Origin of the sequence: Nocardia araoensis NBRC 100135, from assembly GCF_000308435.1 — a bacterium.
In the GTDB taxonomy this organism is placed as follows: Bacteria; Actinomycetota; Actinomycetes; order Mycobacteriales; family Mycobacteriaceae; genus Nocardia; species Nocardia araoensis.
This window is the reverse complement of the sequence record NZ_BAFR01000124.1, coordinates 54,996-69,564: the sequence shown is the minus strand read 5'-3', so window position 1 is coordinate 69,564 and position 14,569 is coordinate 54,996. Positions and strand designations below refer to the sequence as shown.

Below are 14,569 nucleotides of genomic sequence, written 5' to 3'. Positions count from 1 at the left end.
AGGGAGTCGCGTCAAGAGACGAGCCTCGAGTCGTAGTCCGCGAAGTCGACCTTGCGCGTGTGCCACCGGTAGCTGGTGACCGTGCCCGGCCAGTTGTTGGTGATCCGCCCCGCCGCGTTGCGGTACCAGCTCGAGCAGAAGTTCCACGGTGTGCGGTCGAGGCGCTGCTGCAGCCTGCGATCGAACCGGGCCTCGACGTCGGGGCGCACTTCGAGCACGTGGCCCGGCCGTTCGGCGAGACGCTGGACGGCCTGGCGGATGTAGCGCGCCTGGGATTCGATCATGTAGACGATCGAACCGACACCGAGGTTGGTGTTCGGTCCGTAGACGAGGAACAGGTTCGGGTAGCCGGGCACCGTGATGCCCTGGTATGCCCGAGCGCCCTGTGACCACTCGTCGGCCAGCTTGCGCCCGCCCCGTCCGGAGATCCGCATCGGCCAGAGGAATTCGGTGCCCTTGAAGCCCGTGCCGTAGACCACCGCGTCCACCTCGTGCAGCACACCGTCGGCGGTGCGTACGCCCTCCGGAGTGATCTCCGCGATCGCGGTGGTCTCCACCGTCACGTTGGGCCGGGTCAGCGCGGGCAGGTAGTCGTTGGAGAACAGCGCGCGTTTGCAGCCGGCCGGATAGTCCGGAGTCAGCTTGGCTCGCAGGTCCGGGTCGGCCACCTGACGCTTCAGATGCCGCAGGCCGATCCGCGTCACCAGCTTGCGGATGACCGGCACGTCGACGATGCCCAGCGCGAGGAACTCGCAGAACAGCCAGAACGCGAAGCGCTCGGTGAGGCGGGTGACCGGCAGCAGCCGGAAGGCGCGATGATGCCAGGCTTTGTACTCGACGTCCGGTTTCGGCATGATCCACGCGGCCGAACGCTGGAACAGCGTCAGCCGCGCCACCGAGGGCGCGATCGCGGGCACGAATTGGACCGCGCTCGCGCCGGTGCCGATGACGGCCACCCGCTTGCCGGTCAGCTCGGCTTCGTGATCCCACTCGGCGGAATGGAAGGCCGTGCCGCGGAAGGTCTCCACACCCGGGATGTCGGGAAGCGCCGGCCGCGAGAGCTGCCCGACCGCGGAGATCAGCACATCGCAGGTCAGCTCGGCGCCGTCGGCGGTGCGCACGGTCCACCGTCCGGTGGCGTCGTCGAACTCGGCCTCGGTGACCTCGGTGCGGAAGCGGATCTTGGGCAGCAGGTCGTGATCGCGGGCGATGCCGCGCAGGTAGGCGAGGATGTCCGGCTGCCGGGAGAACCGCTTCGGCCAGTCGCTGCGCGGCGCGTAGGAGTAGGAGTACAGCGGCGAGGGGATGTCGCAGCCTGCGCCGGGGTAGGTGTTCTCCCGCCAGACGCCGCCGACGTCCTCGGCCCGCTCCAGGATCGTGAAATCGTGCAGGCCCGCACGCTGGAGTTCCATCGCCATGCCGAGCCCCCCGAAACCGGTGCCGATGATGACGATCGAAGGTGTGCTCATGGTGACAACGCTATGACCTGGACAAAGACCGATGCCAAACACCTGAGGTCAGAAAATCCATACTTTCGGCCAAATCGGCGCCCGCGCACATCCCGCAGCTCATCCGTTGGGCAGGATCGCGGTGGTCGCGCTTCACCTACCCGAAAGAACTCACGTTGTTCACCTGGTTCGCTTGCGTGTATCCGCTCCACACGTACTCGCAGCTGAAACCGCCGGAATCATCCCAGGTGATCGGCGTCGACTCGGTGCCGACATGCGTTATCCACAGGATGTAGATCTCGTGCCCGGCCTCGTACTCCGAGCTGGTCTGACCGGGGGCGAGAATGAACAGCGATTTGGGCTTGTCCCATTCCTGCCGGTAGACCGAAACGTATACGTCCGTGTCGTTGTACAACTTGTACCAGCCCGGCGAGCTCTTCTGGGCCTGCGGTTGCTCGGTCAGCGAGGACAAAGGCACGATCTTTTGCTTGGCACCCATGCCGGTATCGGTCATCGGTCGTCTCCCTTCAGGTCGTGCGCTCGACAGGAATCGATGGCGTGAACCTCGGTCCCCCGGTGCAGCATATGAATTGGCGGCCGGGACTCCCTCACCCCTTTCGGATGAATTACTTCCGCATCGAGGAGCGGAGACGACGATCGGAATCCAGCTGAGGGAATCCGCTCCGGTGCGGAGCCGTTTCTGGTGTACTTGCTGGTGGCGATTCGCCTTGGACGACGACTACGAGATCAGCGCAGCGTCACGGGCGGTGTCGAGCCCGGTAGCGGTGCGCTCACACAGTGAGGACGAGACCATGGCCGAAAAGACTGCCACGACATACCAGATCATCAACTACGAGACCGGACGAGCATTGGCGGTCGACGGTACCGCGGACAGCGTGACCATGCGGCAGCGTGCCGCCGACGACGACGCGCAGCTGTGGACCTGTCCGGTCAATCCTGAAGAAGGCGATTTCGACATCGTCAACAAGAAAACCGGCGGCCATCTCGCCGCGATCCGCGCGAATGGGCACCTGGTGTGCAGCGATGAGCATTGCGGCTGGGACATGCCGGATTTCCCGGAGATATCACCGATCGCGACCAGCGACGACGAATTCGTCATCGGCGTTGTCGGGAACGACCAGCCGCAGCTGCTGATCAACCGGGAAAGTGATCGGGAGAAGTGGATCTTCCGTAAGGTGTGAGCGCACGGGTACCGCGGTGATCGCCGCCGACTACTGCGTTGCGAGATCGAACCGTTCGGCGAATTCCGACATCTTGTCGTGCTGCTCAGCGGCGCTCGCCGCGGTCGGATTGACCACGATCCGGGTCACACCGTGTTCTTCGAGTCGCCGAACCTCCTCGGTCGACAGATCGGACGAGCCCCAGCGGGTGTACTCCAGGGCGGCCGGGTCACGGCCGGCTTCGGCGGCCGCCTTACGCGCCAGCTCGATCTGCAGAGCGCGCTCGGCCTCGTCGAGCATTCCGCCCGCGAAGTAGCCGTTGCCGCGCAGGCCGGCACGGCGGGCGGCCGCGCGGCTGGATCCCCCCACGTGGATGGGGAGCTCGGTCGCCTCGAGGGGTTTCGGGTAACTGCACAGATCATCGAAGTCGTAGAACTCACCGTGAAAGCCGACGCCATCGGGGCCGCCCGACCACAGCAGTCGCAGCACGTCGATCGCCTCGTCGGCGCGACGACCGCGGGTGCGGAAGTCCACCCCCACCGCCCGCGCCTCGCCCGGTAGGGCGCCGAGTCCGACGGTGAGCAGCCGCATGCGCCCCTTGGACAAGACGTCGATGGTGGCCAGGCGTTTGGCGAGCACCACGGGGTGGCGATACGGCAGCAGCAGGACACCGGTGCCCAGCAGCAGCCGTCGCGTGGCCGCGGCGACGAAACTCAGGCAGTCGAGTGGATCGAAGTAGGGCAAGGTCGCGGGCAGTTCTCCGGCGCCGTAGGACGCGCCGGGGTACAGCGCGATGTGGTCCTGCACGTACAGCGCCTCGAAACCACACTCCTCGGCATGCTGGGCGAACGTTATGAGCCGATCGGGATCGGTCCCGTTGAACGGCGTGCTGTAGCTGATCGCGAATTTCACAGACATCCCTTCGTATGCGCGTCGGCGCGGATCCGGCGGCAGAGGATTTCGCCAGAGGAGCGGAGCCGGTGTGATCCCGCATCGCTGTATCGGCGACCTCCGCACCACACCGGCGTCGCAACGGTAAACCTTGTCGCCGACGTCAAGGCAAGTCCGGCGCTACGGCCCTCCCACCAGGTACTGGCCGGCTACCTTCGCGATCGCATCGAGGGCATGCAAGGTTTCCGGCTCGGGGAGGGTCGGCAGGCCGAAGAGCAATCGCTGCACTCCGGCTTCGGCATAGCCGTCGATCAAGGCGGGATCCGTCGCGACGAACGCGACCGTGACGGGCAGGTCGTGCCCGTGGAGTCGGGACAGCTGAGCGGGGATTTCGGCGGGATCGGTCACCGCGGCGGGAATCCAGCCGACACCGTGGCGGATCGCGCGTTCGGCCGCCGCGGCTGCGCCGCCGAGGAAGATCGGCGGATGCGGCTGTTGCACGGGTTTCGGCCAAGCGTACATCGGCTCGAAATCGATGAAGCGGCCGTGGAATTCGGCGAGTTCATCGGTCCAGATCGCCCGGATGGCGTCGAGTTGCTCGTCCAGCAGTGCGCCGCGGGTGCGGGGGTCGGTGCCGTGATCGGTCATCTCCTCGCGATTCCAGCCCGTGCCGACGCCGAAGACGAAGCGTCCGCCGGAGATCAGGTCGAGCGTCGCGACCTGTTTGGCGGTGTGGATGACGTCGCGCTGGACCAGCAGGGTCACGCCGGTTCCGAGGATCAGCCGCTCGGTGACGGCCGCGACGGCGGCCAGGGCGACGAACGGATCCACCGCGCGGTAGTACGGCCGCGGCAATTCGCCTCCGCCCGGGGCGGGGGACCTCCGACTCGCGGGAATATGGGAGTGTTCGGCCAGGAACAACGACTCGAACCCTCGTTCCTCCAGCGCCGCACCGAGTTTCGGACCGGAGATCCCCTCGTCGGTGACGAAGGTGGTGATGCCTATCTTCATGAGTCCTATGCTCGAACCTTCACATCTATGTGATGGTCAACCCGGGTCGGTATGAGGTGGCACACATATGCGTATCGGAGAGCTGTCCGAGCGGACCGGAACGTCCCGTCGGCTGCTGCGCTACTACGAAGAGCAGGGCCTGATCGTCGCGCAGCGCTGCGGGAACGGCTATCGCACCTACGACGAGCGTCTGGTGGACCGTGTTCGCCAGATTCGGGGACTGCTCGACGCCGGCCTGCCCACCCGCATCATCAAACAGATCCTGCCCTGCCTCGACGAGCCTTGCTCCATCGTGTTCGACTCGGCCACACCGGAAATGCTCGCACTGCTGGAGGATGAGCTGACGCGCATGTCTCAGCGCATCGACTGCCTCACGCGCAACCGGGCGGCTATCGCCGAATACCTCGACGCCGTGCGCGCCCACACGAGTCGTCCGGATCGGCGTACGACCGAGGCGTGATTTCCGAGTCGAGGTCGGACACCGGTCGAACTCGACGTTCGCTTAAAATGATACGTTTGTACGTGGATATACGTACAAATGGAGGTTTTCTGTCATGCCGATATCGTCGCCTGCTCGCCGGTGGCGGCACTTCATCTGGTGGTCTGCGGTTCTGGTCGTTGTCACAGCGGTTGTGACAGTGTCGATCTGGCGAGCGGATGAGCGACCGGTGCCGGTCTCCTCCTCGGCGCCTGCATGTGTGGCAGGGGAGGAACCACGCAGCCGCGGCTACGACGCGGCGACCAAGGACGATCCCGTTCTCGCGAAGTCGTTCCGGCACTGCTTCACGACCGTCGACGGTGTGCAGATGCACTACGTCATCGGAGGGTCGGGCCCGCAGCCGCTGGTATTGCTGCACGGCTGGCCGGAGAGCTGGTACGAGTACCACGCGGTGATGCCACGACTGCTCCCCGGCCGTACCGTGATCGCGATCGACCTGCCGGGGTTGGGGGACACCACCGGTGAACCCCCGTCATACACGAAAACGACCATGGCCGGGTATGTCTCATCGCTCCTGGCGAAGATCGGTGTCCAGCACGACGCGCGGGTGGTCGCGCACGACTTCGGTGTCGGTGTCGCCTACGCCCTCGCCGCCGAACACCGCGACCAGATCGCCGGACTGTTGCTGATGGACTTCCCTCTGGTCGGCAAGAATCTCGCCTTCGCGACGGTGCAACCGCTGTCCTGGCACTTCTCCTTCAACGTGCAGAACCCGCTGGCGGAGAATCTGGTCGGCGGCCGGGTCACCGCGTTTCTCGACTACTTCTTCCGCCACAGCGAAGTGTCCGAACAGGCACGCGCGAGTTCCACGCACGAACTGCCCATCGGATCCGACTCGCTGGCGGAGTACGTCCGGGTGTACTCGCGCCCACAAGTCCTGCACGCGGGCTTCGAGTTGTATCGGACCTGGAGCGCCGACGAGGTCGAGAACGCGCGGCTGCAAGAGACTCCGCTCACCGTCCCGGTCCGGATGCTGACCCAGGACGGGCTGAGCGACGTCATGGTGCCCGCCGTGCGGGACGCGGCTCCCGCGGTGTCGGGCAGCGAGGTCGACGGCGCCGGGCACTGGCTGGTGGACCAGCAGCCCGACTGCGTGGTCGACGAGATCGACACTTTCTATCCCGTCTCCTGAGTGCGACCCTCGGGCGAGCGGAGGTATCGGATGGCCCGCTACACCCGCTCTCTCGCCCGGGTCGCGGAGACCTCGTCGACACGCGCACCGGCGAGAACGGTGTCCAGCAGTCCCGGGTAGCGGGCATCGAGATCCGAGCGACGGAGTTCGAGGAGGAACTCCCTGCCCGAGGGAGTCTGCCGGATCACACCGCTTTCCCGCAGCACCCGCCAATGATGTGTCATCGTCGATTTCGCGCCGATGCCGAGGACGTTCAGCACTCCGGTGCAGTTGTACTCGCCACCGGCATCGAGCACCCGGACCACCGCGAGACGAGTCGGATTCCCCAACGCCGACAACACGGTGTCGATCCGGAGCTGTTCAGGGGCGGGATGCACGAGCGCCATTGTTCGATTGTAGGTCGACAGTTTGTTCGGTCATGCTGCCGAGTGCTCGTCCGCGGCAGCCGGATCAGCGAGCGGCGGCGAGCGCCGCGAGGGTCTCCGCGGAGGTATGCGCCGGTTTCCAGCCGAGATGCTGCTTCGCGCGGTGGGTGTCCATGACGACGGAAGTGCGGACGATGTGCAGCCACTCGAGGGTGGGAGGCACGAAGGGGAGGTAGGTGAGGGCCGTTGAGACGGCCGTGGCGGCGACGGCGGGGACGCGCACCGGTCGGCCGCCCAGCGCGGCCACCACGTCGGACAGGCTGAGCGTGCCGTCGCCCGCGATGTTGTACGCCCCGGGCGGCGCGTCCGCGGTGGCGGCCAGCGCGATGGCGGCGGCCACATCGTCGTGGTGGACGAGTTGCAGGGGGTGGCCCGGGTCGGGAACCAGCGGCTTGAACAGCGGATTGGATCGTGCCAGAGCACGAAGCGGGCCGGGGAGTTTCTCCCACGGCAGGTCGTGCAGGGCCGGTGCCTTCGGTCCGGCCACGATGCACGGTCGCAGCACGAACACCTCGAGGTCGGAGCCCGCGGTGATTTCCGTGAGGGCGGCCTCGCAGGTGGCTTTCTGCTGCGAGTAGTAGTGCTCGGTCGAGCCCTCCGGGGGCACGTCCTCGGTGATGGGGGAGGGATTGTCCGGGTGGTAGCCGTAGGCGGCGACGGAGGAGGTGTAGACGAGGCGGCGGGCTCGTTCGGCGGCTACCGTGGCCTCGAAGACGTTGCGGGTGCCCTCGAGATTCACCCGCGCGCTGTCCTGCCGCGAGCCCATGATCACGAATGCCAGGTGGATCACCACGTCGGCGTCGGTGACCAGAGCGTCCACGGCGGCTCGGTCGAGGATGTCGCCGCGCCGGTACTCGGTCTTCGTCCAGCCGTGCGCGGCGGGGTCGAAGGGTCGGCGGGCCATTCCGAGGATCCGGTCCACCGCCGGGTGTCGTTCGAGTGTGGTGAGAGCGGAGATGCCGATCTCGCCGGTCGGCCCGGTGACGGCGACAGTGATACCCATGGGGCCCGAATTCCCTTTCCCCCGTGCGTGAAACGGTGCTCAGTCGGGCGGTTCGACGGCGCCTGCCTCCTCGTCGCTGTCCTCGTCCCGCGGGGTCTCGTAGGTTTCGAGATCGAGGTCGTCAGGGTGGGACGTATCGGTCGGATCGCCCAGTTCGGGTGCCTTCTTGTTTCCGGGTTCGGTCACGTGCGTGGCCTACCCACCGATGTCGTCTTCACGCGCGGTGAGGGGAAACGAATCTCCGATGCGTCGTCCGGAATCCATGGCAGAGCGCAGGGGGTCGCCATCACGGAGACGGAGGAAGCGCACGGGGCGGATCGCCACCACCGGCTCACAGACGGGTGGCGGCGCTTCGGTAGTCCTCGTCGGCAACGGGTTCGGCCCAGTCGACGTCGTCGCCTTCCCACAGCGCGAGGTGGGTCGTGAAGTGGTCCGGGCCTGCGCCGTGCCAGTGTTGCTCGCCGGGTGGGCACCAGACGGTCTGTCCCGGGCGGACGACCTCGACCTGACCCGAGCGGGTGACCACCAGTGCGGTGCCGTAGGTCACGTGCAGGGCTTGGCCGAGGCCGTGGGTATGCCAGTTGGTGCGCGCACCCGGCGCGAAGTGCACGGCGTTGAGGCGGGCGCGGGAGGGGGACTCGCCTCGATACAGGGTGTCGAACCAGACCGCGCCGGTGAACATATTCGTCGGCGCTTGCGTGGTGGGCGGCCTGTGCACGATGTCCATCAGCGAATGTTCCTCGCGTTCGTCGTGGTCGGGGTCGGGATGCGTGCGATGCCGGATCGAGCAGGCGGTACGCGGTCCGAGGGGTCAGAGGGTGAGCAGGACTTTGGTGGCGCGGCGCTGGTCCATCGCGCGATAGCCTTCGGCGGCTTCGTCGAGCGGCAGCGTGCGGTCGAAGACCTCGCCGGGATGGATGTCGCCGCGCAGGATGAGGTCGATCAATTCCGGCAGGAAGCGGCGCACCGGGGCGGGGCCGCCGTGCAGGTGTACGCCGGAGAAGAACAGCTCCATGCCGTCGAGCGCGACATCGTGGCTGACCCCGACGTAGCCGACGTGCCCGCCGGGGCGCGCCGACCGGATGGCCTGTTCCATCGATTCCTGGGTCCCGACGGCTTCGACGACCGAGTGCGCGCCCAGCCCGCCGGTGAGGTCCTTGATCCTGGCCACACCGGCATCACCGCGTTCGGCGACGATATCGGTGGCGCCGAATTTGCGAGCCAGAGCTTGGCGGTCGGCGTGGCGGCTCATGACTATGACGCGGTCGGCGCCCAGTTGCCTTGCGGCGAGCACGGCCAGCAGTCCGACCGCGCCGTCCCCGACGACCGCGACGGTCTTGCCGGGACCCGCCTCGGCGGCCACGGCGGCGAACCAGCCGGTGCCGAGCACGTCGGAGGCGGCGAGCAAGTGCGGGACCTGCTCCGGCGTGGGGGTGGCGGGGACCACGACGAGGGTGCCGTCGGCCAACGGGATCCGGGCCCGCTCGGCCTGCGTGCCGATCATGCCGATCGGCACGTTGTGCACGCAGCGGCTCTGATAGCCGGCCCGGCAGATCTCGCAGGTGTTGTCGGAGGCGAAGAAGGAACCGACGACGAAGTCGCCGACTGCGAGGGTCTTCACTTCCGGCCCGATCTCGGTGACCACGCCTACGTATTCGTGACCCATCGGGGTGGGTCCCTTCAGCTTCTCGATGCCGCGGTAGGGCCACAGGTCCGACCCGCAGATGCAGGTCGCGGCGATGCTGATGACCGCGTCGGTGGGCTCCACGATCCGCGGGTCCTCCCGCTGCTCGACGCGCACGTCACCGGGGGCATGCATGACGACTCCGCGCATGATCCGGTCCTCCTTCCAAACGATGTCCGTTGTCGATCGGCTCCGCGCCGGTATTACCGCCGACGGCTCGACGCACACCTCGCTGTCGAAGCGGCACTGCCCAGTCAACCCCCGACCCGCGCCGCGAGGGAGTCCCGCTCGATGGGTGTACCAGCAGGCCACCCCCCCAGCGCTGCGGCCGCCCTACGCTGGGACTATGAGCAACCGGGAGGAAGTACGCGAGTTCCTGATGTCCCGACGTGCCAAGCTCACCCCCGACCGAGCCGGTCTTCCCGCTGGGCCGAACCGCCGGGTCCCCGGCCTGCGCCGCTCCGAAGTGGCCGCGCTGGCGGGGGTCAGTGTGGAGTACTACGCCAAACTCGAGCGCGGCGCCATCGCAGGCGCCTCCGCCTCGGTACTCGACGCCGTCTCCACCGCGCTGCAGCTCGACGACACCGAACGCGCGCACTTGCTCGACCTCGCCCGCGCCTGCGACGGCATCCCGACCTCCGCCCGGCTCGGGCGCCGCGCCGGCCGCCCCGGCGCCATCCGCCCGAACCTGCAGTGGACTCTCGACAGCATTCGCGACGCGGTCGCCTTCGTCCGCAACCCCCAGCAGGACCTGCTGGCCACCAATGAACTGGGCCGCGCCTTCTACGCACCCCTCCTCGGCGACGGTGGGCACACCCCCAACCTCGCCCGATTCCAGTTCCTGGACCCGGCCTCCCGCGACTTCTATCCCGACTGGGAGGTGTTCGCCGAGATGTGCGTCGCGATCATGCGCACCGAAGCAGGCCGCGACCCCTACGACCGGGGTCTGCAGAGCCTGGTCGGAGAACTGTCCACCCGCAGCGAGACCTTCCGCAGGCTCTGGGGCGCTCACGACGTGCGCACCCACGGCTCGGGCACCAAACGCTTCCGCCATCCCGATGTCGGCGACCTCGTCCTCGCCTACGAAGAACTCGCCATCACCGCCGAACCGGGCCACATCCTCATGATCTACACCCCGGAACCCGGTTCACCCTCCGCTCAGCGCCTGCAGATCCTCGCCTCCTGGGCTCGCGCCCCGCGCTCGGCCGAACAGAATTCCTGACCGGCGCCGAGACGCTGCCGAACAGGGCGTCCGGCGATCACGGTGCCACGGTCTCTTCCGACCGGTCCGTCGGTGTCCGCTCGTCGCGGTCGTGCCTGCACCCTGGCGAGCCGAATGTCCTCCGGCTCCAACCGCATCGGCGGAATGATCGCCCGACCTCGCCGAGAATGAGAACTCATCGCTCGACGACTTGGCCGACCGCTGTTCGAGTGCGTGCGTAAGTGATGACATCCTCCGCGTAGGTCGAGGCGTCCGGTCCCGCGATGCACTGTTGGAAGCGGTGTATCGCCTCGTCGAGGCGCGGTCCTGGTCCGCGGTCGGCGAGCAAGACGATGATCGCTTCTCGAGTCCGGATCCCGGGATCGGGTCGGGCCGTCAGCTCCTCGAGATAGCGATCGGCGTCCACCAGGCGTAGCGCTCTGCGGGCGTAGGCGTGTACGCGGCGGGGAAGTTGGTCGCGGATGGTGTCGATGTCGGATTGCAGCGCGTGCTGACCAGGTTGTGCCGGGTCGACCCGCAGGGTCCACGGCGTGGTCAGTTCGTCGGACAGTGAGTGCAAGTCGATCAGGCCGGGGCCGGTGGCCGATTCCAGCGGCACGTGGGGCAGGCCCAGTCGTGTGTTGCGCCAATTGCAGTACTCCCACCATGGGGCGGGGGTGGCCGTCAAGGTCAGCCCGAACCCGAGGACCTGTTGTCCGTCGGTCCACGTGCGGGTCACCCGAGTCCGGCCGACGGAGGCGACACCGCGCGCTTCGACGCGCGTCCAAGTGGGTTCGGTGCCGTGGAACCCGTACGGCTGGAGCAGTTTTCCTGTTTCGCGCAGAAGGCGGCGCAGTGCTGTATCCGGGTTGACCATACCCGCAGATTAACGACGACATCCGACACGGCGGCATGCCCGCCGGGGACTGCCGCCGAGCGGGTGCGCAGAACGCCCAGAGGTTGCTGTCGTGCCCGAGGCGACACGTGGGCCTGCATCTTCCGGATGTCCGCTCGAACGGGTTTCACCGCTTCGGCGGAGCTATCTGGACAATTCGACGGGTTCGGCCGTCAACTCGTCGACGATCGACCGTCATGGCGGCAGCTCGTGCTCGGCGCACCACGCGAAGTCGGATTGGTTCGAGATGTGATCGGTGTCGCCGCTGGTGGAGAGCTTGGCCGGTTCAGCCTTGCGTTCGCCGCCGTTTGCGGCGCCACCATCTGCGCGGTCCCGAGTCGTCGCGGCGTGCGGACGACTGTTCGGGTTCGTGTTCGCGGACCCAGGTGATCGAGGTGTCGCCGGCTTGGAAGATCAGGACATCGGCGTCGGCAGCCTGTGGATTGGTGTCTATGGCCAGCTGGAACCATTTCATGGCTTCGGTTGTCGCCCCCTGCTCGTAGAGGATCACCCCGAGTTCGCCCATCGCGTCGTGGTTGCCCGCCTCGGCGGCGCGCCGCAGCCAGGTTTCGGCTTCGTCCTTCGCTCCGTTCCGCAGCAGGGTCGATCCGAGGGCGTATGCGGTTGCCGGCCCGGTCGAGTCAGCAGATCGGCGGAACCACGTCAGGGCTTCGTCGGTCTCGCCTCGGTCCAGCAGGATGGCTGCGAGGCCGGCCATTGAGGGTCTGTCGTCCGCTTCGGCGGCGCGGCGCCACCAGGTTTCGGCCTCGGTGAGGTCGTGGCGCTCGTAGAACATGGCTCCGAGCCGATGCATGGCGTTGGCGTGTCCTTGTGTGGCAGCGCGCCGCCACCACTGTGTGGCCTCGGGCTCGGCGCCTTGCTCTCGCAGCACATGTCCGAGGCGGGACATCGCGTCGAGGTTCCCAGCTTCGGCGGCGCGGCGCCACCAGGCCTCCGCCTCAGCCAACTCACCGCGAGTGTAGAGCTGAACGCCGAGATTGATGGCCGCGTTGGGCTGGCCGGTATCGGCTGCGCGACGCCACCAGGCTTCCGCCTCGGCATGTTCTCCACGATCGTGGAGTGCGGCCGCGAAATCGTTCATCGCGTTGGGATCTCCCGCCTCGGCGTCGCGGCGCACAGAGTCCTCGGCGTCGGCCGAATCGCGCGGTTCTGCCAGCATTACCCCGAATGATTCGATGGTCGAGCCGTCCTCACGTCCGTACACGGATTTGAATACGCGGTTCGGAATGTCGCCTGCGGCGGCGCGTCGGGCCCACACCGCTGCCTCGGCGTCATCGCCCCGCTTGTGCAGGGCGGCGGCGAGGGTTGCCATCGCTCGCGCATCACCTGCCTCGGCGGCGCGAAGCCACCACTGCTCGGCTTCGACGACTGATCCCTGACGGTCGAGCGACCAAGCGAGTTGGACGGCCGCGTCACGATTACCGGCCTCTGCCGCACGCTGCCACCACCGGTCGGCCTCGGTCAACTCATCACGGAGGAACAAAAGGTTCGCAAGCCAGAACATCGCTTCCGGGTCACTCGCCTCTGCGCCCTCGCCGAACATCCTCTCCGCGTCCGCAGTCGCGCCTGCCCGGTAAAGGGTGAGACCGACATGGATCCTGGCCGGCGGGAAACCGGCTGCGGCGGCGCGTTGGAGCCAGATCTCGGCCTCGTCGGTGCGGCCCTGGTAGTAGAGCAACGTACCCAGCGAGTACATACCGCCTTCATAGCCGGCGTCCGCGGCCCGCCGCATCCACATTTCCGCCTCGGCGGACTGCCCGTTCTGTTGGAGGATGATGCCGAGATTGGCCATTCCGGCAGTGTTACCGGCCTCGGCGAGTAGACGCCACCACTGTGCGGCCTCGGTGTTCTCGCCTCTCATGTGCAGTACCACACCGAGATAGGTCATCGCTTCCTGATAGCCCGCCCTCGCCGCGCGTCGCAGCCAGGTTTCGGCTTCAGCATTGCTGCCTTCCTGAGCGAGGAAGGATCCGAGATTGAGCGCTGCCATGGGGTCGGCGGTCTCTGCAGCACGTCGAGTAATCGCTATAGCGAGGTCGCTGCGGTGCCGCAAGTGCGCGGCGAACCCGACCGCGACCAACGCGTCGGTGTCCGCGTCGCGGGTCGCCTCGGACCAGAAATAGTCGGCGATGGGACGTGGTCGCCGATCGTGGTGGCCGTCGTCCGCGGCGACCAGGTAGTCGAAAGCTCGGTATCCACGAACGTCGTCGGTCAACCACTCCGTGCCCAGCGCGGCGACGCGGCCTGCGTCCTCGACAGGTCGGCGCGCACTGGCGATCGCCGCGGCGATGGCGTCGGGATCGAGCTCGAGATCGGGTCGACGATCGCGTACAGCCCGGAAGGCGAGATCGACCAGTACGGGTTCAGGGATGAGGTCTCGGCGACCGATCCGCGTCCAATCGACAGCCACCTCGATGATCGAACGCACGACAGGCTCGGCATTGTCGTATCGGTCCAACAACTCCGGCGCGCCCGCCAGAACCTCGGCCAACCCATATCCCCGGTCGCGATACCGTTCGAGATCCAACGACCGATAGGCCGCGACCGCGGAATCGTGTTCGACCTGTTCGTCCGCAGTGGATCGCAGTTCGATCGTCGTCGCTTGCTGCAGCAGCACGCGGATGTCACGGGTCAGGTCGCCGATGTCGTCACGCAGCCGGTCGCGGGCCTCGCTACGCAATGTCGCCACCACGACCGTCGGCCCACCGCGATCAGTGATACGCGTCAGCAACGCCGGCGTCAGCGGATGACGTGTGGTGAGAAAGCGGTCCAGGTCGTCGAGCCACACGACAATGGCAGCGTCGCACTCCCGCACCTGCACACAGGACGGAACACGATGTAGCGCATCCACTGTCGGCACCAACACCCGGGCACCCGGCAGACCAGCACGCACCGCTTCGAACAGAGTGCGGGACTTCCCGGCCTTCGACGGACCGGTCACGACCACCAGACGCTCACCGGTCAACGCCTCGGCCACGCGCCGTTCGACATCCCCCGCGGTGCGCGGCACGTATGGATCGGCGACACCGTGAGAGCCCACCTCGCCATACCGAGACGGGGTCGCACCCAATTGGTACGGATCCAGATCGTCGATGGTCGGGAGTCCGCCATCGGGAGCCAAACGCTCGACCAACTCGGCAAGGCCGGCAGGCGCCGGCGCGCCGTCGATCTCGATATC

At 67.1% G+C, this 14,569-nt stretch carries 16 protein-coding genes; 5 read left to right on the top strand and 11 right to left on the bottom strand.

All coding sequences use genetic code 11. The features are described from left to right. Positions 1–11: 11 nt before the first annotated feature. On the bottom strand, positions 12–1,469 hold the full coding sequence (locus tag ON21_RS16415; RefSeq protein ID WP_039798902.1) for a flavin-containing monooxygenase: 1,458 nt from the start codon (positions 1,467–1,469) through the stop codon (positions 12–14). Positions 1,470–1,605: 136 nt separating this feature from the next. After that, positions 1,606–1,962: a hypothetical protein gene (locus tag ON21_RS16410; RefSeq protein WP_039798901.1), complete on the bottom strand. Its 357-nt coding sequence runs from the start codon at positions 1,960–1,962 to the stop codon at positions 1,606–1,608. Positions 1,963–2,176: 214 nt separating this feature from the next. Between ON21_RS16410 and ON21_RS16405 the strand changes: the two genes are divergently transcribed. Beyond that, positions 2,177–2,650: an RICIN domain-containing protein gene (locus tag ON21_RS16405; RefSeq protein WP_039798900.1), complete on the top strand. Its 474-nt coding sequence runs from the start codon at positions 2,177–2,179 to the stop codon at positions 2,648–2,650. Positions 2,651–2,680: 30 nt separating this feature from the next. Here ON21_RS16405 and ON21_RS16400 read toward each other — a convergent pair whose 3' ends face one another. Next, entirely contained in the window at positions 2,681–3,547 is an 867-nt protein-coding gene (locus ON21_RS16400) for a TIGR03619 family F420-dependent LLM class oxidoreductase (RefSeq protein WP_051020865.1), read from the bottom strand. A 153-nt stretch (positions 3,548–3,700) separates the two neighbouring features. Further along, positions 3,701–4,531, bottom strand: a complete 831-nt coding sequence (locus ON21_RS16395; RefSeq protein ID WP_039798899.1) for an LLM class F420-dependent oxidoreductase — start codon at positions 4,529–4,531, stop codon at positions 3,701–3,703. Positions 4,532–4,598: 67 nt separating this feature from the next. On the opposite strand from ON21_RS16395, the gene ON21_RS16390 reads away from it, so the two are divergent. After that, a complete protein-coding gene (locus ON21_RS16390) occupies positions 4,599–4,991 on the top strand; it encodes a MerR family transcriptional regulator (RefSeq protein WP_039798898.1) in 393 nt (130 codons plus the stop codon). A gap of 238 nt (positions 4,992–5,229) precedes the next feature. Then, the gene (locus ON21_RS16385; RefSeq protein WP_218004097.1) at positions 5,230–6,162 is read left to right on the top strand and encodes an alpha/beta fold hydrolase; all 933 of its coding nucleotides are present in this window, start codon (positions 5,230–5,232) and stop codon (positions 6,160–6,162) included. Between the two features lie 38 nt (positions 6,163–6,200). Here ON21_RS16385 and ON21_RS16380 read toward each other — a convergent pair whose 3' ends face one another. The 5 genes from ON21_RS16380 to ON21_RS16365 all read right to left on the bottom strand — a co-directional run bounded on the left by ON21_RS16380 (position 6,201) and on the right by ON21_RS16365 (position 9,424). After that, positions 6,201–6,548 carry an ArsR/SmtB family transcription factor gene (locus ON21_RS16380; protein ID WP_039798896.1) on the bottom strand — a complete coding sequence of 116 codons (348 nt, stop codon included), beginning with the start codon at positions 6,546–6,548 and terminating at the stop codon, positions 6,201–6,203. Between the two features lie 64 nt (positions 6,549–6,612). Beyond that, the gene (locus ON21_RS16375; RefSeq protein WP_039798895.1) at positions 6,613–7,590 is read right to left on the bottom strand and encodes an NAD-dependent epimerase/dehydratase family protein; all 978 of its coding nucleotides are present in this window, start codon (positions 7,588–7,590) and stop codon (positions 6,613–6,615) included. Between the two features lie 39 nt (positions 7,591–7,629). Further along, positions 7,630–7,776: a hypothetical protein gene (locus tag ON21_RS38460; RefSeq protein WP_157170859.1), complete on the bottom strand. Its 147-nt coding sequence runs from the start codon at positions 7,774–7,776 to the stop codon at positions 7,630–7,632. A gap of 145 nt (positions 7,777–7,921) precedes the next feature. Further along, positions 7,922–8,317 carry a (R)-mandelonitrile lyase gene (locus tag ON21_RS16370; protein WP_039798894.1) on the bottom strand — a complete coding sequence of 132 codons (396 nt, stop codon included), beginning with the start codon at positions 8,315–8,317 and terminating at the stop codon, positions 7,922–7,924. 84 nt (positions 8,318–8,401) lie between these two features. After that, the gene (locus ON21_RS16365) at positions 8,402–9,424 is read right to left on the bottom strand and encodes a zinc-dependent alcohol dehydrogenase family protein (protein ID WP_039798893.1); all 1,023 of its coding nucleotides are present in this window, start codon (positions 9,422–9,424) and stop codon (positions 8,402–8,404) included. A 196-nt stretch (positions 9,425–9,620) separates the two neighbouring features. On the opposite strand from ON21_RS16365, the gene ON21_RS16360 reads away from it, so the two are divergent. Continuing rightward, positions 9,621–10,496 carry a helix-turn-helix domain-containing protein gene (locus ON21_RS16360; protein ID WP_039798892.1) on the top strand — a complete coding sequence of 292 codons (876 nt, stop codon included), beginning with the start codon at positions 9,621–9,623 and terminating at the stop codon, positions 10,494–10,496. Between the two features lie 175 nt (positions 10,497–10,671). Here ON21_RS16360 and ON21_RS16355 read toward each other — a convergent pair whose 3' ends face one another. Together ON21_RS16355 and ON21_RS38455 are read right to left on the bottom strand one after the other, a co-directional pair. After that, the gene (locus tag ON21_RS16355; protein ID WP_039798891.1) at positions 10,672–11,352 is read right to left on the bottom strand and encodes a hypothetical protein; all 681 of its coding nucleotides are present in this window, start codon (positions 11,350–11,352) and stop codon (positions 10,672–10,674) included. A gap of 304 nt (positions 11,353–11,656) precedes the next feature. Continuing rightward, positions 11,657–13,381, bottom strand: coding sequence for a tetratricopeptide repeat protein (locus ON21_RS38455; RefSeq protein WP_157170858.1), 1,725 nt, complete (start codon positions 13,379–13,381; stop codon positions 11,657–11,659). 54 nt (positions 13,382–13,435) lie between these two features. Between ON21_RS38455 and ON21_RS38450 the strand changes: the two genes are divergently transcribed. After that, positions 13,436–14,233, top strand: a complete 798-nt coding sequence (locus ON21_RS38450) for a hypothetical protein (protein ID WP_157170857.1) — start codon at positions 13,436–13,438, stop codon at positions 14,231–14,233. Positions 14,234–14,569: the final 336 nt, after the last annotated feature.